The sequence below is a fragment of the Cupriavidus sp. 94F1 genome, assembly GCF_057798875.1.
Genome location: NZ_JBYOJT010000001.1, coordinates 111481 through 135159 on the forward strand (window position 1 = coordinate 111481; position 23679 = coordinate 135159).

The 23679-nt window shown below is 64.7% G+C and carries 18 protein-coding genes; 3 read left to right on the forward strand and 15 right to left on the reverse strand.

What is annotated here, in order from left to right:
• Window positions 1–15 precede the first annotated feature (15 nt).
• From ccoN to ugpB, 12 genes are all read right to left on the reverse strand, one after another.
• Window positions 16–1464: a cytochrome-c oxidase, cbb3-type subunit I gene (gene ccoN / locus AC3FJ6_RS00515; protein WP_153945230.1), complete on the reverse strand. Its 1449-nt coding sequence runs from the start codon at window positions 1462–1464 to the stop codon at window positions 16–18.
• 168 nt (window positions 1465–1632) lie between these two features.
• Window positions 1633–1800 carry a cbb3-type cytochrome oxidase assembly protein CcoS gene (gene ccoS / locus AC3FJ6_RS00520; protein WP_488770317.1) on the reverse strand — a complete coding sequence of 56 codons (168 nt, stop codon included), beginning with the start codon at window positions 1798–1800 and terminating at the stop codon, window positions 1633–1635.
• Window positions 1800–4421, reverse strand: coding sequence for a heavy metal translocating P-type ATPase (locus AC3FJ6_RS00525; RefSeq protein ID WP_488770318.1), 2622 nt, complete (start codon window positions 4419–4421; stop codon window positions 1800–1802). Before AC3FJ6_RS00525 ends, ccoS begins: the two co-directional genes overlap by 1 nt.
• A gap of 158 nt (window positions 4422–4579) precedes the next feature.
• Window positions 4580–5677, reverse strand: a complete 1098-nt coding sequence (gene zapE, locus AC3FJ6_RS00530; protein WP_153945233.1) for a cell division protein ZapE — start codon at window positions 5675–5677, stop codon at window positions 4580–4582.
• 92 nt (window positions 5678–5769) lie between these two features.
• A complete protein-coding gene (lpdA, locus tag AC3FJ6_RS00535; RefSeq protein WP_488770319.1) occupies window positions 5770–7194 on the reverse strand; it encodes a dihydrolipoyl dehydrogenase in 1425 nt (474 codons plus the stop codon).
• 146 nt (window positions 7195–7340) lie between these two features.
• On the reverse strand, window positions 7341–8594 hold the full coding sequence (gene odhB / locus AC3FJ6_RS00540) for a 2-oxoglutarate dehydrogenase complex dihydrolipoyllysine-residue succinyltransferase (protein WP_092594059.1): 1254 nt from the start codon (window positions 8592–8594) through the stop codon (window positions 7341–7343).
• Between the two features lie 96 nt (window positions 8595–8690).
• Window positions 8691–11543 (reverse strand): 2-oxoglutarate dehydrogenase E1 component, encoded by a 2853-nt coding sequence (locus AC3FJ6_RS00545; protein WP_153945236.1) that lies wholly within the window; start codon window positions 11541–11543, stop codon window positions 8691–8693.
• A gap of 286 nt (window positions 11544–11829) precedes the next feature.
• The gene (ugpQ, locus tag AC3FJ6_RS00550) at window positions 11830–12579 is read right to left on the reverse strand and encodes a glycerophosphodiester phosphodiesterase (RefSeq protein WP_488770320.1); all 750 of its coding nucleotides are present in this window, start codon (window positions 12577–12579) and stop codon (window positions 11830–11832) included.
• Window positions 12576–13694 (reverse strand): sn-glycerol-3-phosphate import ATP-binding protein UgpC, encoded by a 1119-nt coding sequence (locus AC3FJ6_RS00555; protein WP_488770321.1) that lies wholly within the window; start codon window positions 13692–13694, stop codon window positions 12576–12578. Before AC3FJ6_RS00555 ends, ugpQ begins: the two co-directional genes overlap by 4 nt.
• Window positions 13695–13702: 8 nt before the next feature.
• On the reverse strand, window positions 13703–14551 hold the full coding sequence (ugpE, locus tag AC3FJ6_RS00560; RefSeq protein ID WP_488770322.1) for a sn-glycerol-3-phosphate ABC transporter permease UgpE: 849 nt from the start codon (window positions 14549–14551) through the stop codon (window positions 13703–13705).
• 14 nt (window positions 14552–14565) lie between these two features.
• On the reverse strand, window positions 14566–15447 hold the full coding sequence (gene ugpA / locus AC3FJ6_RS00565; protein WP_092594064.1) for a sn-glycerol-3-phosphate ABC transporter permease UgpA: 882 nt from the start codon (window positions 15445–15447) through the stop codon (window positions 14566–14568).
• A gap of 117 nt (window positions 15448–15564) precedes the next feature.
• Window positions 15565–16875, reverse strand: a complete 1311-nt coding sequence (gene ugpB, locus AC3FJ6_RS00570; RefSeq protein WP_092594065.1) for a sn-glycerol-3-phosphate ABC transporter substrate-binding protein UgpB — start codon at window positions 16873–16875, stop codon at window positions 15565–15567.
• Between the two features lie 205 nt (window positions 16876–17080).
• Here ugpB and AC3FJ6_RS00575 point away from each other — a divergent pair, with 205 nt between their 5' ends.
• The 3 genes from AC3FJ6_RS00575 to AC3FJ6_RS00585 all read left to right on the forward strand — a co-directional run bounded on the left by AC3FJ6_RS00575 (window position 17081) and on the right by AC3FJ6_RS00585 (window position 20091).
• Window positions 17081–17887, forward strand: coding sequence for an HAD-IIB family hydrolase (locus AC3FJ6_RS00575; RefSeq protein ID WP_488770323.1), 807 nt, complete (start codon window positions 17081–17083; stop codon window positions 17885–17887).
• Between the two features lie 124 nt (window positions 17888–18011).
• Window positions 18012–19727 carry a M30 family zinc metallopeptidase gene (locus AC3FJ6_RS00580; RefSeq protein ID WP_488770324.1) on the forward strand — a complete coding sequence of 572 codons (1716 nt, stop codon included), beginning with the start codon at window positions 18012–18014 and terminating at the stop codon, window positions 19725–19727.
• Window positions 19728–19773: 46 nt separating this feature from the next.
• Window positions 19774–20091 (forward strand): hypothetical protein, encoded by a 318-nt coding sequence (locus AC3FJ6_RS00585; protein ID WP_488770325.1) that lies wholly within the window; start codon window positions 19774–19776, stop codon window positions 20089–20091.
• A gap of 86 nt (window positions 20092–20177) precedes the next feature.
• Here AC3FJ6_RS00585 and ntrC read toward each other — a convergent pair whose 3' ends face one another.
• From ntrC to AC3FJ6_RS00600, 3 genes are all read right to left on the reverse strand, one after another.
• On the reverse strand, window positions 20178–21740 hold the full coding sequence (gene ntrC / locus AC3FJ6_RS00590) for a nitrogen regulation protein NR(I) (protein ID WP_488770326.1): 1563 nt from the start codon (window positions 21738–21740) through the stop codon (window positions 20178–20180).
• An 88-nt stretch (window positions 21741–21828) separates the two neighbouring features.
• Complete coding sequence (gene glnL, locus AC3FJ6_RS00595; protein WP_488770327.1) at window positions 21829–23001, reverse strand: nitrogen regulation protein NR(II); 1173 nt, start codon at window positions 22999–23001, stop codon at window positions 21829–21831.
• A 5-nt stretch (window positions 23002–23006) separates the two neighbouring features.
• Window positions 23007–23579 (reverse strand): DUF4124 domain-containing protein, encoded by a 573-nt coding sequence (locus AC3FJ6_RS00600; protein WP_488770328.1) that lies wholly within the window; start codon window positions 23577–23579, stop codon window positions 23007–23009.
• Between the last annotated feature and the right edge of the window lie 100 nt (window positions 23580–23679).

Here is a 23679-nt window from a genome sequence, read left to right on the forward strand (position 1 = left end):
CGTCCTCGGCTCTGGTCAGTGGGCGGAAGCCGGCAGGCTGGCCGGAATCGGCGCGTCCACGGCCGGCTTGCCGGCGATGGTGCGGAACACGTTGTAGGCCATGATGAACATGCCACCCAGGAAGCACAGGCCACCGGCCAGTCGGATCAGGTAGAACGGATACTTGGCCTTGACCGCTTCCACGAACGCGTAGGTCAGCGTGCCGTCCGGCTGCGTGGCGCGCCACATCAGGCCTTCCATCACACCGGCGATCCACATCGAGGCGATATAGAGCACCACGCCAATCGTGGCCACCCAGAAGTGCAGTTCGATCAGGCGCGTGCTGTACATCTGCTTTTCGCCGAACAGGCGCGGGATCAGGTAGTAGAGCGAGCCAATCGAGATCATCGCGACCCAGCCCAGCGCGCCCGAATGGACGTGGCCGATCGTCCAGTCCGTGTAGTGCGACAGCGCGTTCACGGTCTTGATCGACATCATCGAGCCCTCGAACGTGGCCATGCCGTAGAACGACAGCGCCACCACCAGGAACTTGAGGATCGGGTCAGTACGCAGCTTGTGCCACGCGCCGGACATGGTCATGATGCCGTTGATCATGCCGCCCCACGACGGCGCGAGCAGGATTAGCGAGAACACCATGCCCAGCGACTGTGCCCAGTCGGGCAGCGCGGTGTATTGCAGATGGTGCGGGCCGGCCCACATGTAGGTGAAATTGAGCGCCCAGAAGTGGACGATCGACAGGCGATACGAATAGATCGGCCGCTCGGCCTGCTTCGGGATGAAGTAGTACATCATCCCCAGGAAGCTGGTGGTCAAGAAGAAGCCCACCGCGTTATGGCCGTACCACCACTGGATCATGGCGTCCTGCACGCCCGCATAGGCGGAATACGACTTCCACATCGACGCCGGCATCTCGATGTTGTTGACGATATGCAGGATGGCGATGGTCAGGATGTAGGCGCCGAAGAACCAGTTGGCCACGTAGATGTGCCGGGTCTTGCGCTTGACAATCGTGCCGAAAAAGACGATGGCGTAGGCCACCCAGACCAGCGTGATGAGGATGTCGATCGGCCATTCGAGCTCGGCATACTCCTTCGAGCTTGTGATGCCCATCGGCAGCGTGATCGCGGCGGCCACGATGACGATCTGCCAGCCCCAGAACGTGAATGCCGCGAGCGGTCCGCAGAACAGGCGTGCCTGGCAGGTGCGCTGCACCACGTAATACGACGTGGCAAACAGTGCGCTGCCGCCAAAGGCGAAGATCACTGCATTGGTATGCAATGGTCGCAGTCGGCCGAACGACAGCCACGGCGTATTGAAATTCAGATCCGGCCAGATCAGTTGCGCCGCAAGCAGAACGCCTACGGCCATGCCGACGATGCCCCAGACAACGGTCATGACGGCAAACTGCCGCACTACACCGTAGTTGAAGGTGTCGACGCGTGGAGACGCGGTGGTGACAGCCATTCAGACCCCCAAGCTAAGTAAGAATAAACCTATTGACTGTGTGACTTTAGAAAAACAGCGCGCTCGTCGCGTTGACTTCAATCAATCCTTACGCACCACGCACGAACTGTTTTCGCCGGGTAATGTCTGTGCACCGGTCTTGCACCAGGACGCATCGGCCGATTCGCCCTACCGGGCTTGTTCGGGCCCCTGCGGCTTGTCGTTATCGAGCAGGATCGATTCGGCGGGCCGGTCCAGGTCGTCGTACTGACCCGCATGCAGCGCCCACCACAAGACCCCGGCGATCAATGCCACCAGCACCAGGCTCATCGGCACCAGCAGATATAGCGTTTCCATCAGGCTTTCCCCTCCCGCGCTTCCGGGGCTTCCGGCACTTCGGGCGCCGCTGCCTTGACGCGCAGCAGCCGCCACGCATTGGCCACCACCAGCAGCGATGACACCGACATGCCGATCCCGGCCATCCAGGCCGTGACGTGGCCCGTCGCGGCCAGCGGGATGGCCACCACGTTGTAGGCAAAGGCCCAGCCCAGGTTCTGCCGCACCACGCGGCGCGCGCGGCGTGCGGCGGCAACGGCGGTGGCGATCTCCGCCACCCCGCCGTGCGTCAGCACCGCATCGGCCCCCGCCTGCGCCAGCGGTGCACCGCTGCCGATGGCGATCGATACCTGCGCCTGCGCCAGCACCGGGGCATCGTTGATGCCGTCGCCCACCGCCAGCACCACCGCGCCGCGCTGCTGCAGTGCGGCCACGTACTCGCGCTTGCCTTCTGGCGTCACGGCGCCCAGGGCGGTATCCATGCCGAAACGGCCGGCCCACCAGCGCACGGCCGCCGTGCCATCGCCCGACACCAGGTGGCAGCGCACGCCCAGCGAATCCAGCGCGCGCAGCAATGCACGGGTCTGGCCGCGCTCGACATCGGCGAGCAGGAAGCAGGCGAGCAAGCCGGTGGTGTCGCCCAGCCACACCTGCGTGGCGCCCGGATGGCTCCCGTGCCCGCATTCATCGGCCTCTGCGCTCGATGAGAGGGCGGCCGCGTACTCGCGGCGCCCCAGGCGAAGCCGGCAGCCGTCGACCGACGCTTCGAGCCCCTGCCCCGGCACATTGCGCAGTTCGCTCACAACGGGATGATCCGCGTCCGCGTCGTCGCAGGACTCAGCGAACGCCCGCGCAATCGGATGCTCGCCGCCGCGTTCCATGGCGGCCGCGACGCGTTGGCAAGCCAGGGCATCGAGCGCCCCGAACGTCTGCGTGGACACCAGCGCAAAGCGCCCTTCGGTCAGCGTGCCGGTCTTGTCGAGCACCACGTCGGTCACCCGGGCCAATGCTTCGAGGGCATGCGCGCGTGTCAGCAGCATCCCGCGCCGGGACAGCGCCGCCCCCGCGGCCGCCAGCGCGGCCGGCGTGGCCAGCGACAGCGCACAAGGGCAGCTGACGACCAGCACCGCCACCGTTACCAGCAAGGCGCGCGACGGATCGATCCATAGCGCCCAGACCGCCCCGGTCACCACGGCCATGATCAGCAGCGTGCCGACGAACCAGCCGGCCACGCGATCGGCCACTTGCGCCAGCCGGGGCTTGTCCGCCAGCGCACGGTCGAGCACGGCGACGATCTCCGCCAGCCGCGTTTGCGCGCCAATCCGCTCGATACGTATTTCCAGCGGGCTGGCGGCATTGAAGCAGCCCGCCAGCACCGCGTCGCCTGTCGCGCGCTTCACCGGGCGCGCCTCGCCCGTCAGCATCGATTCATCAAGCTCGCTCGCGCCGGCCAGCACCACCCCGTCGGCGGGCACGATCTCGCCTGCCTTGACGCGGATGCGGTCGCCCGGCTGCAATCTGGCGACCGGGATGCGCTCGCCCGCCCCGCCGGCCTGCGCCAGCCGCTCGCAGGTGGCTGGCAGCTGCCGCGCCAGCATTTCCGCGCCGCTGCGCGATGCCTGGCGCACGCGCAGTTCCAGGTAGCGCGCCAGCAACAGGAACGCGACGAACATCGTCACGGAATCGAAATAGACCTCGCCCACGCCGCGCGCGGTGGCAACGGCGCTGGCCAGGAACCCGGCCGCCACGCCAATCGCGACCGGCACGTCCATGCCCATGTGGCGGTGGCGCAGCGACCGCCAGGCGCCGGCAAAGATCGGCCACGCGGAATAGAGAACGACCGGAACGGTCAGTGCGAAGCTGGCCCAGCGCATCAGCTGCAGCTGGCCGGGATCGATCGTGGCCTCATGCGTGTAGAGCGGCCACGCGTACATCATCACCTGCATCATGCCGAGCATGGCCACCGCCATCCGCATCAGCAGGCTGCGGCGTTCGCGGCGGTCCTGCTGGTCGGAGCGCGACACCTCGAACGGCCACGCCGCATAGCCGATATCGGCCAGGCTGGACAGCAGGTTGGCCACGCCTTGCGAGGCGTCGCGCCAGCGCACGATCACGCGGCGCGTCGCCACGTTGGCCACCACCGATTCCACCCCGTCGAGCTGCCCCAGATGCTGTTCGATCAGCCAGGCGCAGGCAGCACAGCGGATGTTTTCCGGGGCCAACGTCACCTCGGAACGGCCCTCTCCCGCCGGTCGCACGAACTGGCCGCGCAGTTCCGGGCTGTCGTAGGCCGCCCAGACCGGCTCGGCTTCGCGCCGCGCTTCGGCGTCGATCGGCCGCGCAAAGCGCGTGACATCGCCATAGAGATGACCGAAACCGGCCGCGTGCAGCGTCTGCGCCAAGGTCTGGCAGCCGCCACAGCAAAAGCTGCGCGATTGGCCGTCAATCTGGGCGACAAATGGCACGGCGGCCTTCAGCGGCTGGCCGCAATGGAAACAATCGGTGGAGTCAGAGGCTATTGACGCAGAAGACGCCAATGCCCGCCCGGGAGAACGGGCGTCCGGATGGTCGGCAAAGGTACTGGCCGGAACGGCGGCAGATACCAGACCTGGCGCGAGGGGGGCGGGAGTTGGAGACGACATGGCGCGCTTTTATTACCCAGTGGATACTAGGTACCTTGCGCGCGCCCTACCTTGATACAAATCAAACTTGGGGGAACGATCTCAGAATCGCCCCCGCAGGTGTCCGACAAACAACGGAGGCTTGCCGGATGCCTTGACGTGCCTGGACTTCAGGCCGGTCAGGTCAGCGAAGTGTCCATCACCCGGCGTTCCGACTCCAGGTATTCCCGCGACTGCATCTCGATGATCCGCGACACGGTCCGGTGGAACTCGTTGGCCATCTGCCCTTCCGTGTACAGCTCGTCGGCCGGCACTTCGGCCGAAATCAGCAGCTTGACCTTGTGGTCGTAGAACACGTCGATCAGCCAGGTGAAGCGGCGCGCCTCCGACGACATCCGCGGCGTCATCTTCGGCACGTCCGAGAGAATCACGGTGTGGAATTGCGAGGCAATTTCCAGATAGTCGTTCTGCGAACGCGGTCCGCCGCACAGCGTGGCGAAATCGAACCAGACCACGCCGTTGGCCTTGCGCAGCGCCTTGATCTCGCGATGCTCGATATGGAGAATCGGCGATTCATCGGCAGTTCCCGCGATCGACACGAACGCGTCGCGCAGTGCGGCGCTTGCCTCGCGGCCCAGCGGCGTGTGGTACGCCTGCACCTGTTCCAGCGCCCGCTTCCGGTAATCGATGCCGGCGTCGACATTCAGCACGTCGAGCTTCGTCTGCAGCAGGTGGATGGCCGGCAGCACGCGGTCGCGATGCAGGCCGTCCGGATACAGCAGGTCCGGGCGATAGTTCGAGGTCATCACAAACTGCACGCCGTTGTCGAACAGCTGCTGCAGCAGGCGGTGCAGGATCATGGCATCCGCCACGTCGCTGACGTGAAACTCGTCGAAGCAGATCAGCCGGAATCGGCGCGCAATGCGCCTGGCCAGTTCGTCGAGCGGATCGGCGCGGCCCCGCAGCTCCTCGAGCTCGCGATGCACCTCGCGCATGAATTCGTGGAAATGCAGCCGGGTCTTGCGCACCACGGGCACGCAGGAATAGAAGCTGTCCATCAGGAACGACTTGCCGCGCCCCACCCCACCCCACAGGTACACGCCCTTGGGCACATCCGGGTGTACCAGCAGCTTCTTCAGCGCGTTGTTGCGGCGGCTCTTGTACGCCACCCACTCGTCGTAGCACTGCTGCAGCCGGGCCACGGCGCGCAATTGCGCCTCGTCGGACTGGTAGCCGCGCTGCTTGAGTTCGTGTTCGTAAAACTCGGTGACGTTCATGTCGGGGCTCGGAAATGCCGGGGGGCTTCAAGCGAAAACGGCGCGCCGCAGGAATCGCGGCGCGCCGGTGTTCACCAGGAGGTGAACGGGTATTACATGTTCAGCTGACGCTTGTCGACGGCCAGCGCGGCTTCGCGCATGACTTCCGACATCGACGGGTGCGGGTGGCAGACACGACCGATGTCTTCGCTTGCCGCCTTGAACTCCATGGCCACCACGGCTTCGGCGATCAGGTCCGAAGCATTGGCTGCCACGATGTGCACGCCCAGGATCTCGTCGGTCTTGGCGTCGGCCAGCATCTTGACGAAGCCGTCGGCCGCGCCCATGCCCAGTGCACGGCCGTTGGCCATGAACGGGAACTGGCCCGACTTGTACTCGCGGCCTTCTGCCTTGAGCTGTTGCTCGGTCTTGCCGACCCACGCGATTTCCGGGAACGTGTAGATGACCCACGGAACCGTGTTGAAGTCGATGTGCGGCTTCTGGCCGACGATGCGCTCGGCCACGGCCACGCCTTCGTCTTCCGCCTTGTGGGCCAGCATCGGGCCACGCACCACGTCGCCGATGGCCCAGATGCCCGGCACCTTGGTCTGGCAGTGGTCGTCGACTTCGATGAAGCCACGCTGATCCACGCCCAGGCCAACCGCTTCCAGGCCCAGGTTGTCGGTATTGGGCACGCGGCCAACCGATACGATCAGGCGATCGACTTCCAGCGTCTGGTCCTTGCCGTCCTTGTCGGTGTAGGCAACGGTGACGTTGTCCTTGCCGGCCTTGACTTCGTTGACCTTGACGCCCAGGTTGAACTTCAGGCCCTGCTTGGTCAGCAGCTTCTGGGCTTCCTTGGCCACGCCTTCGTCGGCGGCGCCCAGGAACGCGGGCAACGCTTCCAGCACGGTCACGTCGGCACCCAGGCGGCGCCAGACCGAACCGAGTTCCAGGCCGATCACGCCAGCGCCAATCACGCCCAGCTTCTTCGGCACCGTCTCGAACTTCAGCGCGCCTTCGTTGTCGCTGATTAGCTTGTTGTCGACGGGGATACCCGGCAGATGGCGGGCCTTCGAGCCCGTGGCGATGATGACCTGCTTGGCGGTCAGCGTTTCGCCGTTCACTTCGACCTGGAAGCCTTCGGCGGCCTTGCCTGCGAACTTGCCGTAGCCCTTGAACAGCGTGATCTTGTTCTTGCGGAACAGGAACTCGATGCCCTTGGTCATCTTGCCGACGATGTCGTCCTTGCGCTTGAGCATCTTGGCCACGTCGACCTTGACGTCGCCCACGGTGATGCCGTGGTCGGCCAGGTGGTGCGAGGCGTTCTCGAACTCTTCCGAGGAAGCCAGCAGCGCCTTGGACGGGATGCAACCCACGTTCAGGCAGGTGCCGCCCAGGCGGGCTTCGCCCTTGGGATCGTCATAGGCGTTGCCTTCCAGGCAGGCCACGTTCAGGCCCAGTTGGGCAGCACGAATGGCGGCGATGTAGCCGCCGGGGCCGGCGCCGATCACCAGCACGTCGAATTGTTTGCTCATGGGAAATATCTCTTTGGCACGTCATGCCCGCGCCAATATGGCAGGCATCCGGCGGCATCGTGCAGATGCGCTCGCCGGGTCCCCGCACCGTAGTGCGGGGACGACGACAAACGAAAGACGGAGTGTCTGTCTGGGGACAGGACCGATTACAGGTCCAGCAGCAGGCGGGCCGGATCTTCCAGCGCTTCCTTCATGGCCACCAGACCCAGGACGGCTTCGCGGCCGTCGATGATACGGTGGTCATAGGACATGGCCAGGTAGTTCATCGGACGGATCACGATCTGACCGTCTTCCACCACGGCGCGGTCCTTGGTGGCGTGAACGCCCAGGATGGCCGATTGCGGCGGGTTGATGATCGGGGTCGACAGCATCGAACCGAACGTACCGCCGTTCGAGATCGAGAACGTACCGCCGGTCAGGTCGTCCAGCGACAGCTTGCCGTCACGGGCCTTGGCACCGAACTCGGCAATCTTCTTCTCGATGTCGGCCAGGCTCATCTGGTCGGCGTTGCGCAGGATCGGCACCACCAGGCCACGCGGCGAACCAACGGCGATACCGATGTCGAAGTAGCCGTGGTAGACGATGTCGTTGCCATCCACCGAAGCGTTGATGATCGGGTACTTCTTCAGCGCGTGGACGGCGGCCTTCACGAAGAACGACATGAAGCCCAGCTTCACGCCGTGTTCCTTCTCGAAGCGATCCTTGTACTTGTTACGCAGATCCATGACCGGCTTCATGTTCACTTCGTTGAACGTGGTCAGGATGGCGTTGGTCGATTGCGACTGCACCAGGCGCTCGGCGATGCGGGCGCGCAGGCGGCTCATCGGCACGCGCTCTTCCGGGCGGTCGCCCAGCGCGGCGAAGTCGACCTGGGCCGACACTTGCGGCAGGGCCGGCTTGGCAGCGGCCGGAGCCGGCGCAGCCTTGGCGGCCGGCGCCGAACCGGCGGCCAGCACGTCACCCTTGGTGATACGGCCGTCCTTGCCGGTGCCGGCCACTTGCGAGGCCGACAGGCCGCCTTCGGCCATCAGCTTGGCAGCCGACGGCATGGCGATGGCGCCAGCGGCAGCGGGCGCGGCAGCCGGGGCAGCGGCCGGAGCCGGTGCGGCGGCGGCGGGAGCCGGGGCGGCGGCGGCCGGAGCGGCGGCGCCAGCAGTGGCTGCCGTGTCGATCTTGGCGATGATTTCGTCGGCAACAACGGTGTCACCGTCGTTCTTGACGATCTGCGACAGCACGCCAGCCGACGGGGCCGGCACTTCCAGCACAACCTTGTCCGTTTCGATTTCGATCAGGATTTCGTCCTGAGCAACGGCTTCGCCCGGCTTCTTCTTCCAGTTCAGCATGGTCGCTTCGGCGACCGATTCAGACAGTTGCGGAACCTTGACGTCAACAATAGCCATGGTTTGTTAAATCCTCGATGTATGCGTGTGTGTTTCGTTTCAGGCAGGTAGTCCCGCGGCGCGCATCCCTGAGCGCCGCCGCGGGGTACCAACGAATTACTTGGTCAGAACAAAGCCCTTGAGCTTGGAGAACGCGGCTTCCAGCAGCGCCTTCTGTTGCTCGTTGTGCTTTGCGTAGTAGCCCACCGCCGGCGAAGCCGAGGCGGGACGACCGGCATAACCGAGCTTCTGGCCTTCCGTCATGTTTTCCATGATGTAGTGCTGGACGAAGAACCAGGCGCCCTGGTTCTGCGGTTCGTCCTGGCACCACACGATTTCGGTCGCGCCGGGGTATTTCTTGAGTTCCGCGGCCACGGCCTTGTGCGGGAACGGATACAGCTGCTCCAGGCGGATGATCGCCGTGTCGGTCGCCTCGCGTTCCTTGCGGGTGTTGACCAGGTCGTAGTAGACCTTGCCCGAGCACATGATCACGCGCTTGACCTTGCTGGCGTTCAGTTCCTCGTGATCGGGGATCACGGTCTCGAAATGGCCCTTGGCCAGATCGGACAGCGGCGACACGGCGTCCTTGCTGCGCAGCAGCGACTTCGGCGTCATGATCACCAGCGGCTTGCGGAACAGACGGATCATCTGGCGGCGCAGCAGGTGGAAGATCTGGGCCGGCGTGGTCGGCTGGACCACCTGCATGTTGTGGTCTGCGCAGAGCTGCAGGAAACGCTCGATACGGGCCGAGCTGTGTTCCGGACCCTGGCCTTCGTAGCCGTGCGGCAGCATCATCGTCAGGCCCGAGGCGCGGCCCCACTTCACTTCACCCGACGAGATGAACTGGTCGATCACCACCTGGGCGCCGTTGACGAAGTCGCCGAACTGGGCTTCCCAGATCACCAGCGCGTTCGGTTCGGCGGTCGAGTAGCCGTATTCGAAGCCGAGCACGGCCTCTTCCGACAGCACCGAGTCGATCACCGTGAACGGTGCCTGGTTGTCCGACACGTTCTGCAGCGGCACGTACGAACCGGCATCCCAGCGTTCGCGAGCCTGGTCGTGCAGCACGGCGTGACGGTGCGTGAAGGTACCGCGGCCGGCATCCTGGCCGGTGATACGCACCGGGTAGCCCGAAGCGACCAGCGAGGCGAAGGCCAGGTGTTCACCCATGCCCCAGTCCAGCATCTGCTCGCCCTTGCCCATGTTGGCACGGTCCTTGATGACCTTGTCCACCAGCGGGTGCAGCTTGAGCTGTTCCGGGATCGTGGTGATGCGCTCGGCCAGACGCTTCAGTTCCGTCATCGGAACGGCGGTGTCGGCGGCATCGGTCCACTTGCGGTTCAGGAACGGCATCCAGTCGACGGCGAACTTGTTCTTGAAGTTCGACAGGACCGGGTCCACCGTGTGCTTGCCGGCGTCCATGGCGGCACGGTAGCCCTTGACCAGCTCGTCGCCGAAGTCGGCGGCGGTCAGGTTCTGGGCCACCAGCTTGTCGGCGTACAGCTTGCGCGTACCCGGGTGCTGGCCGATCTTCTTGTACATCAGCGGCTGCGTCATGGCAGGGGTGTCCTGCTCGTTGTGACCCAGCTTGCGGAAGCAGATGATGTCGACCACGACGTCCTTGTTGAATTCCATGCGGAAGTCAACGGCCAGCTGCATGGCGTACACCACGGCTTCGGGATCGTCGCCGTTCACGTGCAGCACCGGGGCCTCGATCATCTTGACCACGTCCGTGCAATACAGCGTCGAACGCGCATCGCGGGGGTCAGACGTCGTGAAGCCGATCTGGTTGTTGATGACGATGTGCATCGTGCCGCCCGTGCCGTAGCCGCGGGTCTGCGCGAGGTTCAGCGTTTCCATCACCACGCCCTGGCCTGCAAAGGCGGCGTCGCCGTGCACCTGCACCGGCAGCACTTCCTTGTGACCGGCGTCGCCACGGCGTTCCTGGCGGGCCTTCGACGAGCCTTCCACCACCGGGTTGACGATTTCCAGGTGCGACGGGTTGAACGCGAGCGACAGGTGAACCGGGCCGCCTTCGGTCGAGACATCGCTCGAGAAGCCCTTGTGGTACTTCACGTCGCCAGCCGGCAGGTCATCGACGTGCTTGCCTTCGAATTCGGCGAACAGGTCGGCCGGCATCTTGCCCAGCGTGTTGACCAGCACGTTCAGACGGCCGCGGTGGGCCATGCCGATCACGATTTCCTGCACGCCCTTGGTACCGGCGTGCTGGATCAGTTCGTCCATGGCGGCGATGAAGCTCTCGCCACCTTCCAGCGAGAAACGCTTCTGGCCGACATACTTGGTGTGGAGGAATCGCTCCAGGCCTTCGGCCGCGGTCAGGCGGTCGAGGATGTGCTTCTTCTTCTCCAGCGTGAACACGGGCTTGGAACGCGTGGTTTCCAGGCGCTCCTGCCACCAGCGCTTCTGCGCCTGGTCGCTCACGTACATGAACTCGGCGCCGATGGTGCCGCAGTAGGTCTCACGGAGGTTGTTGAGCAGCTCGCGCAGGCTCATCGACTCCTTGCCGAAATACGTGTTGCTGGCATTGAAGACGATGTCGAGGTCGGCCTCGGAAAAACCGTAGAACGCCGGATCCAGGTCAGGCAGGGGCGGACGCTCCTGGCGCTTGAGCGGATCGAGGTCGGCCCAGTGCGAACCGATGTTGCGGTAGGCGGCGATCAGCTGCGTGGCAGCGACGCGCTTGCGACCCATGTCGGAGTCGGCCGAGGCAACGATGGTCTTGATGGGGCCCGCCTTGGCGCGCTCGGCGAACGAGGCGACGATCGGTGCGTGGGGGATATCGCGGGCGTTGGAACCATCCACAGCCGGGACATTCTGCATCGCGTCGAAATACGCGCGCCAGTTGTCGGGAACCGAGCTGGGATTCTGGAGATAGGCCTCGTACAGCTCTTCCACATAGGGGGCGTTGCCGCCGAAGAGGTACGAATTGCTTTGATACTGCTGCATCATGGGGCGCTCACTATTCTCCGGGTATGCCGGAGTTAAGCGGGTTCATCAACCTTCCGCGACACGGCCTGACCGGTTAGCGGATTGCAAACAACTCTTGGGGGTCCTGCGGTTACCACCTTGAACGAACGGCACCCGGGGGTGCCGTCTGTCTCGGTCTCGCCGCCAGACCCGAAAGGGCAAGTTGTGCGGGAAGGACCTAAGTCTTCACTCGCAGAGCATAGCATGTAATCCCCCAGACAGTGGGGACTTTTCGTGATGCAAAATCGAGACAGTGTGTTCAGGAACGTTACGGTTGCGGTTCGATCCGGTCAACCGCATCGGTAATGAGGCCATCGAGCCCCCAGGACAGCAGATCCTGGGCGCGCGAACGGTCGTTGACCGTGTAGCACAGGACCTTGAAGCCGGCCGCATGGGCGTCGGCAATGACCTTGGCGTCGAGTTCGCGATGATTCGAATCCAGCGCCACGCAGTCCAGACGCCGCAGCCGGTCGAGCCAGTCGGCCGGCAGCTTGTCCAGCAGCAATGCACGCGGCAGGCCCGGCGCGGCCAGGCGCGCCGCTTCGAGCGCGACCTCGGAAAACGACGATAGCAAAGGGGGTACCGCGGCGCCCTTCCACAGCGAAAGTGCGTCGAGCGCCACCGCAGCACCAGTGCGATATTCGGCACCCGGCACCGGCTTGATCTCGATATTGACCAGGAAGCCGTTGGCCTGCGTATAGCGGGCGATGGCCGCCAGCGTGGGCACGGGCTCGCCGGCAAAGGCCGGGCTGTGCCAGCTGCCGGCGTCCAGCAAGGCGATCTCGCCCGCCGTCAGCGCATCGACGCGCCCGTGGCCGGACGTGGTCCGGTCCAGCGTGGCATCGTGCATCAGCACGGGCTTGCCGTCGCCGGACAGCTTCACGTCGAACTCGAACATCCGGTAGCCAAACGACGCGCCGTGGCGAAACGCCGCCAGCGTGTTCTCGGGCGCCAGCTTGCCGGCGCCACGGTGCGCGATATGACGCGGATATGGCCAGTTCGTCCGGATATCGCTCATGCCAGCGCCTCGATCCGCCTGCCGTGCTCCATGTCGAAGAAATGCAGGTGGTCGGCCGATGCCGTGATCGGCAGCTTGTCGCCGGCACGCACCGGCATATGGCTGTCCAGCCGCACCACGATCGGCTGGCCGCCGAGCGTGCCGTACGCGAACGAGTCGGCGCCCAGCGCCTCCACCACGCGCACATCGACCTCGGCAATCGCCTCGTGCGTCGCGCACGGCTCGATGTGCTCGGGGCGCAGCCCCATCAGCGCCTGCTCGGGCAGGTGCAGGCCCATCGGCAGATGACCCAGCGTGGCCGCCGCGCCCTGCCCTTCCTTGGGCAGCACGCGCATCTGCGCCTCGCCGCCGGCGGTACCCTGCCCCGCGCCATTGCGCGCCACCGGCACCAGGTTCATCGGCGGCGAGCCGATAAAGCTGGCCACGAACGTGCTGGCCGGGCGCGAATAGACTTCCAGCGGCGTGCCGATCTGCTCGACACGCCCGCCGTTGAGTACCATCATGCGGTCGGCCAGCGTCATGGCCTCCACCTGGTCGTGGGTCACGTACAGGCTGGTGGTCTTCAGGCGGCGATGCAGGTCCTTCAGTTCCAGCCGCATCTGCACGCGCAGCTTGGCGTCGAGGTTCGACAGCGGCTCATCGAACAGGAACACCGCCGGCTCGCGCACGATGGCGCGCCCCATGGCCACGCGCTGGCGCTGGCCGCCCGACAGCGCGCGCGGCTTGCGTTCGAGCAGCGGGGCCAGTTCCAGGATGCCGGCCGCATGCGTCACCCGCTGCTCGATCTCGGCCTTCGACATGCCGCGGATCTTGAGGCCGTACGCCATGTTGTCGTAGACGCTCATGTGCGGATACAGCGCGTAGTTCTGGAACACCATCGCGATGTCGCGCTCGGCCGGTTCCAGGTCGTTCACGACCTTGTCGCCAATATGCACCTCGCCGCCGGTGATCGTTTCCAGCCCCGCCACCATGCGCAGCAGCGTGGACTTGCCGCAGCCGGACGGGCCGACGATCACGATGAACTCGCCGTCGGCGATTTCCATATCGATGCCATGCACCACCTGGGTGCCGCCGGCGTAGGTCTTCTGTACGTTTCGAAGAGACAGCTTTGCCATGTCTGACCTTATTTTTCCGTTTCCACCAGGCCCTTGACGAACCAGCGTTGCATCAGCACGACCACCACGGCCGGCGGAATCATCGCCAGCATCACCGTGGCCATCACCAGGTTCCAGTCGGTGGCCGCATCGCCCGAGCGCGAGATCATCTGCGTGACGCCCACCACCACGGGCGTCATCGATTTCTGCGTGGTGATCAGCAGCGGCCACAGGTACTGGTTCCACCCGTAGATAAACTGGATCACGAACAGCGCCGCGATGCTGGTGCGCGACAGCGGCAGCACCACATCCCAGAAGAAGCGCAGCGGGCCGGCGCCGTCGATGCGGGCCGCCTCGGCCAGTTCATCCGGAATGGTCAGGAAGAACTGGCGGAACAGGAACGTGGCCGTGGCCGACGCGATGATCGGAATCGTCAGCCCGAAGTAGCTGTCCAGCAGGCCCAGATCCGACACTACCTTGTAGGTGGGCAGGATCCGCACTTCCACCGGCAGCATCAGCGTGATGAAGATCATCCAGAAGAAGAGCTTGCGCAGCGGAAAGCGGAAATAGACCACCGCGAAGGCCGAGATGATCGAGATCGCGATCTTGCCCAGCGCGATGCCCAGCGCCATGATCAGGCTGTTCTTCATCATCGTGGACACCGGCGATGCCGACTCGCCCACGCCCTGGAACAGCACCGTGCGATAGTTTTCGATCAGGTGGCTGCCCGGGATCAGCGTCATGGGGGCATCCAGCACCTGCTCGGCCGTCAGCGTCGACGCCACGAAGGTCAGGTACACGGGGAATGCCACCACGACGATGCCCAGGATCAGCACCACGTGGGTAATGAAGTCCAGTACAGGACGACGCTCTACCATTGCCTATCCTCCTGTCAGTACTGGACCTTGCGTTCCACGAAGCGGAACTGCACCACGGTCAGCGCGATCACGATCACCATCAGCACCACCGACTGCGCGGCCGAACCGCCGATGTCCATGCCACGGAAGCCATCGTGGAACACCTTGTACACGAGCGTGTTCGTGGAGTTGAACGGGCCGCCGTGCGTCACCGCGTCGATGATCGCGAAGGTGTCGAAGAACGCGTAGACCACATTGATCACTAGCAGGAAGAACGTGGTCGGCGACAGCAGCGGGAACACGATCGACCAGAACCGCTTCCACGGCCCGGCGCCATCGATGGCCGCCGCTTCGATCAGCGACTTGGGAATGCTCTGCAGCCCGGCCAGGAAAAACAGGAAGTTGTAGCTGATCTGCTTCCACGCGGCCGCCAGCACCACCAGCGCCAGCGCCTGGTTGCTGTCCAGCAGGTAGTTCCAGTCCACGCCGATCTTGCGCAGCGCGTACGACACCACGCCCAGCGTCGGGTTGAACATGAACATCCAGAGCACGCCCGCCACGGCAGGGGCCACGGCGTACGGCCAGATCAGCAGCGTCTTGTAGCCGGTGGCGGCGCGCACCACGCGGTCGGCAAAGTACGCCAGCAGCAGCGCCACCGACAGGCCCACCACCGTCACGCCGATGGCGAAGACGGCGGTCACCTGGAACGATTCGATGTAGTTCGGATCGTTCCAGAGCGTGACGAAGTTGTCGGCGCCGACAAAATCGAGATGGATGCCGAAGGCATCCTGCTGCAGCATCGACTGCCACAGCGCCTGCCCGGCGGGCAGGAAGAAGAAGACCAGCGTGATGACGATCTGCGGCAGCACCAGCAGATACGGCAGCCACGGCGACCGGAATACGACGCGTTTTTCCATGGGATGGAGTCCGCCCTGAGACTAAACGACCAAACGACCAAACGACTGAACGACTGAACAAACGTCAAGCGGGCGACGGTGTTGCCGCCGCCCGCTCGGGCGCTGCACCGGCCGGGCTTACTCCCGGGCGGTCTTCTGGAAGCGTTCCAGCTGTTCGTTACCGCGTGCCACGGCCGCGTCCAGCGCCGCCTTCGGTTCCTTCTTGCCGGCCCACACCGACTCCAGTTCCTCATCGACGATCGTGCGGATCTGCACCAGGTTGCCCAGGCGCACGCCGCGCGACTTCTCGGTGGTCTTCACGACCATCTGCTCGACCGATACGTCGGCACCCGGGTTCTTGTCGTAATAACCCGATTTCTTGGTCAGTTCATACGCGGCCATCGTCACCGGCAGGTAGCCGGTGGCCTGGTGCCAGTCCGATTGGATCTCGGGCTGCGACAGGAACGTGAAGAACTTGGCCACGCCCTTGTATTCTTCGGCCTTCTTGCCGCCCATCACCCACAGCGACGCACCGCCGATGATCGTGTTCTGCGGAGCCCCCTGCACGTCCGCGTAGTACGGCAACTGCGACACGCCGAACTGGAACTTGGCGTTTTTACGAATGTTGGCCAGCGACGCCGACGAGCCGGTGAACATCGCGCATTCGCCGTTATAGAACTTGGCCTGCGACTCCGACTTGCGGCCGCCGTAGCTGAAATAGCCCTTCTTGACCATTTCCTGCAGGTTCGTGATGTGCTTCACGTGCAGCGGGCTGTTGAACACCAGGCGGGCGTCGGTGCCGCCAAAGCCGTTGTTCTTGGACGCGAACAGCGTGTTATGCCAGGCCGAGAAGCTCTCCAGGTGCACCCAGCTCTGCCAGTCGGTCGTGTACGCGCAGCTGCTGCCGGCCGCCTTCAGCTTGGCCGAATACTGCATGACCTCGGGCCAGGTCTTCGGCGGCGCCGACAGGCCGGCCTTCTTGAAGGCGTCCTTGTTGTAATAGAAGACGGTGGTCGAGCTGTTGAACGGGAACGACAGCATCTCGCCCTTCGACGAGGTGTAGTAACCCGCCACGGCCGGGATATAGGCCTTCTGGTCGAACTTCTCGCCCGATTCCTTCATGACGACGGACACCGGCTTGATGGCGCCCTTGGCGCTCATCATCGTGGCGGTACCCACCTCGAACACCTGAAGGATGGCCGGGGCGCCGCCAGCGCGGAACGCGGCAATGCCGGCGGCCATGGTTTCGTCGTAGTTGCCCTTGTTCACGGGCACGATCTTGTAGTCGGACTGGCTGGCGTTGAACTTGTTGGCGATCTCGTTCACCTTGTCGTTCAGCGCGCCCTGCATGGCGTGCCACCACTGGATCTCTACGGCTGCGTGGGCCGTGCCGGCAAGGGCCAGGCTGGCCACTGCGGCGAATTTCACTGCGAAGCGCGGGAAGGACATGGTATTTCTCCTGAGGCCGTTCGGTGCGACAGTTTTTTTTGAAAAAGCGACCGACTGTATGCATTTTTTGTGACAGGCATGTTACGCCGCTCCGTTGTCATCGAACACCGGGCAAACCCGCCCTTGCGCAAGAGAATGTTGCAGCATATTGACGACAGACAATTGCCACGCCGGGCGCGGTTCGCCACGGCTACAATGCCCCGCCATGACCGTACCGACCTCCTTTTCCGCCCTGCCCGACAGCGCGCTGCGCCGTGTCCGCGGCATCCTGACCGACATCGACGGCACCCTGACCACCGACGGCCGCCTGCCCGCTTCCACCTACGTCGCGCTCGACCGCCTCAAACGGGCGGGGCTGCACGTGATTCCGGTCACGGGGCGCTGCATCGCGTGGGCGGAAATCCTGACCCGCCTATGGCCAGTGGATGCCATCATCGGCGAAAACGGTGCGTTCTATTCGCATCTTGTCGATAACAAACTCATCACACGTTTCCTGGACGACGCCGCCACCCGCGAGGCGAACCTGTTCCGCATCCACGCACTGGGCCAGGAAATCCTGCGCGAAGTCCCCGGCTGCGCGCTGGCCTCGGATCAGGCATGGCATGCGGCGGACCTGGCCATCGACCACGCCGAGGACGTATCGCCGCTGCCGCAGGCCGCCGTGGACCGCATCGTGGCGATCATGCGCGGCGCCGGCATGACGGCCACGGTCAGCTCGATCCACGTCAATGGCTGGTTCGGCCATCACGACAAGCTGTCGATGAGCCGGCTCTGTGTAGAGGAATTACTCGGGGACGACATCGACGCGAGGCGCGACGAATGGCTGTTCATTGGCGATTCGGCCAATGACGTGGCGATGTTCGGGCATTTCCCGCTATCGGTGGGCGTCGCCAACGTGCGCGACATCCTGGACAAACTGCCAGTGAAGCCGGCCTACATCACCGATGCGTCCGGCGGCGAAGGATTTACGGAAATGGCCGAAAGGGTCTTAAAGCTGAAACAGTTGGCATGATGGCCGTCAAGTAATCTCGATTTCCCCTCGTGTGGACGGCGAACCCGCCATCCACGCCGGTATAAGCACCGCTGCGCCGCGATGGCGCCCGGCTTCGCCAACCGACATTCGAGGGGGAATCGTCATGACAAACACGTCGCGCATCCTTGCGCATTCGAAGTCCGTATCCGCAGCACTACTGGCTGCCGCCACGCTCGGCGGCTGTGGCGGTGGTGGCGATGGCGAACCGTCCGCGCCACCCACGACGGTCGCGGCGCCAGCACCCGCGCCAGCCCCCGCACCCGCACCCGAAACACCGCCACCCGCGCCGCTGCCGGACCCGCCCAGTACGGTGTCGCCGGCCTGCAGCAACTGCGGCACTGTCAGCGCGAACACCTATGCGGGCAATGGCGTGGGCGTGTGGCAAGCCATCAACGCCTCTGCCACCCCGGCCAGGATCCCGGTCCGGATCGACGGCCTGAACGGGCAGGACGTCACGCTCGTCTTCACAAACCAGACCGCCGTGCCGAAGATCATGCCCACGATTTCGCTGACGACGCCGCAGGCGTCCCCGGTCGCGGCGAACGCACTGCGATGGAACGAGGATGGCGGGCAGGCCGTCCGGCAACGCATTGCGGACTTCAATCGCGAAGGCTGGGCGGCACTCGCCGGCCAGCGCAGCAACATGTCGGTCTTCTCGGCACGGCAGAGCCAGGCCCCTGCGGTCGTGAACACTACCAGAACCTGGTATCACGCCGACGATACGGCGCGTTCGGCCACGCTGGTGCTCCAGCGCGCCACCAGCGACGGCACCACCGTCAATTTCTGGGTGGAGGAATCAGAAAATACGCCAGACAGGGTGAGCCCTGAAATCGTGGCGCTGCTTGCAGACAGTTTTACGCCCGCCGGACGGCTCTACGACACGCTCATCTCGGTCGGTGGCCCACTGTGGGGGCCGCACGACTATTCCGAGTTGATCCCCGCCACCGGGCAGCCCATCGACATCGTGATCCTGAATTTCAACAACGACGAGCGTCCGACCGGCATGCTCGGGTATTTCTATGGACGGAATGCCATCGCCCGGCATCCAGCCACCAATCCTTACAGCAACGAGTCGGTATCGCTGTACATGGATGCCGAGGCGCTCTATCTGGGCGGCCCCGAGGCCCTGACGGAAATGGTCTCGACGATGATTCATGAAGCGATGCACCTGCAGAGCTTCTACCGCCGAGGCGTGGTCAAGGGCCCCGCGTACATATTTGAACGGTGGCTGGAGGAAGCTTCAGCCATGATGCTGGAGGATCTCGTCAGCGATTCCGTCAGCCCGGACTACAACACGATCCGCGACATGCGCTTTCCGGACTACGTCGGCTACCGGGCCGGTTCCTATAACTGCAGCCTGCTCGACTTCAGGGTTGCATCGGCGTCCTGCAACAGCTATGCCGTTTCCGGATCGCTCGGCGGATTTCTGACCCGGCAGCTCGGACTCGACTTCTATAAAGCCCTGCTGAACGATTTCAGCAGCACCAATTCGGTCCAGGTTCTGGATTCGGCCATCCGCTCGGTCAAGGACACTTCCGGTTTCGGCGAACAGCTACGCGCGTTTGCCGCGACCGCGGGCGCGTTGATGAAAACGCCAAGCCCTGCCGGCTTTGGCTTCCCGGCACGGGTGGACGGTGACTTCAGGTTGCCGCCGATCGATCCCCAGGACCTCCTGCCGATTCGAACGCTGACGCAGTCGGTGCCGCTTCTGCTGCAGCCCTACGGCAGCCTGCCGATCGTCCGCAGTGCCGTGACCGGGACATACAGCGAGACAGTCGAGGTCCCTGCGGGCACATCGCTGTCTGTCGTGGTCCAATAAGGCGTTGGCGGGGTGCGCCGTCACCCCACACTTCCGGAGACCCGGCGTGAAAGCATGCTTCGGCGCAATCCTCGCACTCCTCGCCGCACTGGCCATCACGGCATGTGCCGCCGCCCCGCCCGTCGAGCCGCCGCAGACGCTGGTCGGAGAGATTCAGATCCGGGGTAACGACCCGTTCCCGACGATCATGCTGGAAACGGACGCGTTCGACTTCTGGGAATTGCGCGGCATGACGGTCCGGCAGGCCCGCGCGCTGGCCGGCAAGCGGGTGTCGGCGCGTGGCAGGATTCTGGTGGCGCCCGGGCCCGACGTATGGCTTCCCGCGTTCCAGGTGGATGAGGCGCCCGAGCCGGTCAGTCCCTAAGCGATTCCCGCGTTCCCCATTGAAAAAGGGAGGCCCGACCGAGCCTCCCTTCACGTTTGCGCGTTGCGCGGCACTGCGATCGGGGTTCAGTCGAATCCCAGCTCCTGGAGCTTCCGCGTAATCGTATTCCGGCCAATTCCAAGCCGGGTCGCGGCTTCCACGCGGCGGCCGCGCGTGACGCCGAGCGCGGCTTCCAGCACGGCCTTTTCGAACCGGCGCGTCAGCGCGTCCATGACTTCCGGCTGGCCGGATTCCAGCATCGACTTTGCCTCGCCGGCCAGCAGACTTTCCCAGCTCTGCGTGACGGCCGGCGCGGCATAGGCCGGCGCCATGGCCGACGATGTCGTCACCATGGGCGGACGCGTTGCCACCAGGGTGTCGCCATCCCCGCCCGGTGCGCCCATGCCGTAGTCGGACGTGTCCACTGACTCGTAGTCACCGGCAGGCCGCATGTCGGGCGCCGGCGGACGCGACGCCGACAGGCTTTCGCCATGCCCGGCGTCGATCATCTCGCGCGGCAGGTCCTTGACCTCGATGGTCTGTGCCGGGGCCATCACGGTCAGCCAGTTGCACAGGTTCTCAAGCTGGCGCACGTTGCCCGGGAACGGCAGCGTGCTGACGTAGGTCAGCGCCTCGTCCGACATGCGCTTGGGCTCGACGCCCAGTTCCTTGGCGCTCTTCTGCAGGAAATGCCGCGCCAGCAGCGTGATGTCCTCGGGCCGCTCGCGCAGCGGCGGCAGGCGCAGCCGGATCACGTTCAGCCGGTGGAACAAGTCCTCGCGGAACAGCCCTTCCTTGACCCGCGTTTCCAGGTTCTGGTGGGTGGCGGCGATCACCCGCACATTCGCGCGCAGCGGATTGTGGCCGCCGACGCGATAGAAATTGCCGTCCGACAGCACGCGCAGCAGCCGCGTCTGCAGATCGAATGGCATATCGCCGATTTCATCGAGGAACAGCGTACCGCCCTCGGCCTGCTCGAAGCGGCCGCGCCGCATGGTCTGCGCGCCCGTGAATGCGCCGCGCTCATGGCCGAACAGTTCCGATTCCAGCAGATCCTTCGGAATCGCCGCCGTGTTCAGCGCGATGAACGGGCCGTTGGCGCGCGGGCTGTGCTTGTGCAACGCCCGCGCCACCAGTTCCTTCCCGGTACCGGACTCGCCGGTAATCATCACGGTCACGTTCGATTGCGACAGGCGGCCGATGGCGCGGAACACGTCCTGCATGGCCGGCGCCTGGCCCAGGATCTCGGGCGCATCGACTAGCCGGTCGTCCATTTCCTCCTCGCGCAGGCTTTCCTCCAGCGCGCGACGGATCAGCTCGACAGCCTTGTCGACATCGAACGGCTTGGCCAGGTATTCGAACGCGCCGCCCTGGAAGGCGGCCACTGCGCTGTCCAGGTCCGAGTACGCGGTCATCACGATGACCGGCAGCCCGGGGTGGCGCGCCTTGATCGCCTGCAGCAGGTCCAGTCCCGACCCGCCAGGCATGCGGATATCGGAAATCAGGACTTGCGGCTCGTCCTCTTCCAACGCCGCGAGCACGTCGCGCACATTGGTAAAACTGCGGGAGAGCAGGCTTTCACGGGCAAGGGCCTTTTCCAGGACCCAGCGGATTGATTGATCGTCGTCGACTATCCAGATCGGCTTCATGTGCGTCGCTTGTCTGCTCGGTGTCATGTGGTCTCCCGTATGACCCGCTGGATCGCCGCGTGGGACGCGTCGATGTCTGGATCGGCGGTCAGTGCAGCGGCAGCAGGATACGGAAGTCGGTACAGCCCGGCCGGCTCTCGCATTCGATCAAGCCCTCGTGCTGCTGCACGAAGGTTTGAGCGAGTGTGAGACCGAGACCGCTACCGCCATCCCTCCCCGACACCAGCGGATAGAAGATGCGTTCGCGAATGTCGTCGGGGATGCCCGGGCCGTTGTCTATCACATGCAAGTCCAATGCCAGCTTGTACAAACGCTTGGCAATCGTGACCTGGCGGGCCACCCGGGTCCGCAGGACGATCTGCGCGTCGCCTTGGGCGATGCGCTCGTGCAGCGCCTGCGCCGCGTTGTGGACGATGTTCAGCACGGCCTGGATCAGTTGCTCCATGTCCCCGCGCAGCTCCGGCAGGCTGGCATCGTAGTCGCGCACGATATCGAGCCCGTTCGGGAATTCGGCCAGCACCACCGAGCGCACCCGCTCCAGCACTTCGTGGATATTGAGTTCGGAGACGATGTGCGGGTGACGATGGGGCTCCAGCAGGCGGTCCACCAGCGTCTGCAGGCGGTCCGATTCCTTGATGATGACCTGCGTGTACTCGCGCAGCGCACGCTCGGGCAGCTCGAATTCCAGCAGCTGCGCCGCCCCGCGGATACCGCCCAGCGGGTTCTTGATCTCGTGCGCCAGATTTCGGATCAGTTCCTTGTTGGCCGATGTCAGGTCGATCAGGCGTTCCTCGCGGTCGCTGCGCACCTTCTGCTCGTTAAGCAGGATCTCGACCAGCGCCGTGCTGGAATTGCCCTCGATGCCGCCCACCACCACGTGGGCGTGCAGCGGTTCCTGCAGCGGCGGGCGCAGCACCAGGTCCTGGCGGCGCACGTCCACCTGCCGCGCCATGACGGAGTCGATCATGGTGTCGAGCTCTTCCGACGCGCCGAACAGGTCGGGCAGCGTCAGTTCCACCATGGCCTTGCGCGACATGGCAAAGCTGGCCTCGGCGGCCGGATTGGCGTAGACCACCCGCAGCCCCGGCTGGCGCACCAGCAGTACCGGGTTGGCCACCACGTCCAGGCCGGGATGCAATGCGAAATCGCCCAATGGCAGGATATCGGCATCACGCACTTCCGGGGCCTCTGAACCAGCCACGTCCGGCTTGCGGTCGGCCCCGGTAACCTTGCGCGAAACTCCGCGAATCAGGCGACGCATCGGTTTCAATCCTTCAGATTCGACAGTTCCCGCCGAAGCGAAGCCACATTGGCTTCACTACGCGCAACGTCATCGCGCAGCCGTGCCGTGCGATCCAGATACTTTTGATAATTACGCTCGCCGCCCTGGCGCTCCGGCTCGCCGTTGTTGTACTCGGCGCGCAGCCCGGCCAGCCTGGCTTCCTCGGACTGCAGCTCCTGCTCCAGCACCGTGCGGCGTTCGCCATCGCGGGTCTTCTGCGTGGCACTGTCCACGCGCGGGAATGCCGCCGGCGACGTGGCGGCCGGCCTGGCGGCCGCCGTGGCGCCACCGCCGCCGGTACGCGTGCCGGGCACCGTCATCACGTCGGGCAGGTTGAGCTTCTTGCAGTCCTTGCCGCCGCCGCTGCCGTTGCGGTACTCGGGCACGCCGTTGGGGCCCTTGCACATGTACACGTCCGACGACTGCGCCGCGGCCGGCGCGGCCCAGACGGCCAGCGCCACGGCGGCCATCGTCACCAGAATAGGGAAACCCACACGCATTTGGTGCGGCAGCGCGCCGCCGGCCATGCTGAAACCGTTGTTCGAAATGGCGTTCATGAACATCGACATGAAGGTTGGGAAAAGGAGCCCCATTCTAGCGAGCAACGTCGCCGCAAAACAAAAAGGGACAGCCGAAGCCGCCCCTTCCTGGTGCAAG

Excerpts from the sequence above, each read along its gene's own strand:
- ccoN (WP_153945230.1), bottom strand. The coding sequence starts at position 1,464 with ATGGCTGTCACCACCGCGTCTCCACGCGTCGACACCTTCAACTACGGT.
- ccoS (WP_488770317.1), bottom strand. The coding sequence starts at position 1,800 with ATGGAAACGCTATATCTGCTGGTGCCGATGAGCCTGGTGCTGGTGGCA.
- AC3FJ6_RS00525 (WP_488770318.1), bottom strand. The coding sequence starts at position 4,421 with ATGTCGTCTCCAACTCCCGCCCCCCTCGCGCCAGGTCTGGTATCTGCC.
- zapE (WP_153945233.1), bottom strand. The coding sequence starts at position 5,677 with ATGAACGTCACCGAGTTTTACGAACACGAACTCAAGCAGCGCGGCTAC.
- lpdA (WP_488770319.1), bottom strand. The coding sequence starts at position 7,194 with ATGAGCAAACAATTCGACGTGCTGGTGATCGGCGCCGGCCCCGGCGGC.
- odhB (WP_092594059.1), bottom strand. The coding sequence starts at position 8,594 with ATGGCTATTGTTGACGTCAAGGTTCCGCAACTGTCTGAATCGGTCGCC.
- AC3FJ6_RS00545 (WP_153945236.1), bottom strand. The coding sequence starts at position 11,543 with ATGATGCAGCAGTATCAAAGCAATTCGTACCTCTTCGGCGGCAACGCC.
- ugpQ (WP_488770320.1), bottom strand. The coding sequence starts at position 12,579 with ATGAGCGATATCCGGACGAACTGGCCATATCCGCGTCATATCGCGCAC.
- AC3FJ6_RS00555 (WP_488770321.1), bottom strand. The coding sequence starts at position 13,694 with ATGGCAAAGCTGTCTCTTCGAAACGTACAGAAGACCTACGCCGGCGGC.
- ugpE (WP_488770322.1), bottom strand. The coding sequence starts at position 14,551 with ATGGTAGAGCGTCGTCCTGTACTGGACTTCATTACCCACGTGGTGCTG.
- ugpA (WP_092594064.1), bottom strand. The coding sequence starts at position 15,447 with ATGGAAAAACGCGTCGTATTCCGGTCGCCGTGGCTGCCGTATCTGCTG.
- ugpB (WP_092594065.1), bottom strand. The coding sequence starts at position 16,875 with ATGTCCTTCCCGCGCTTCGCAGTGAAATTCGCCGCAGTGGCCAGCCTG.
- AC3FJ6_RS00575 (WP_488770323.1), top strand. The coding sequence starts at position 17,081 with ATGACCGTACCGACCTCCTTTTCCGCCCTGCCCGACAGCGCGCTGCGC.
- AC3FJ6_RS00580 (WP_488770324.1), top strand. The coding sequence starts at position 18,012 with ATGACAAACACGTCGCGCATCCTTGCGCATTCGAAGTCCGTATCCGCA.
- ntrC (WP_488770326.1), bottom strand. The coding sequence starts at position 21,740 with ATGAAGCCGATCTGGATAGTCGACGACGATCAATCAATCCGCTGGGTC.
- glnL (WP_488770327.1), bottom strand. The coding sequence starts at position 23,001 with ATGCGTCGCCTGATTCGCGGAGTTTCGCGCAAGGTTACCGGGGCCGAC.
- AC3FJ6_RS00600 (WP_488770328.1), bottom strand. The coding sequence starts at position 23,579 with ATGAACGCCATTTCGAACAACGGTTTCAGCATGGCCGGCGGCGCGCTG.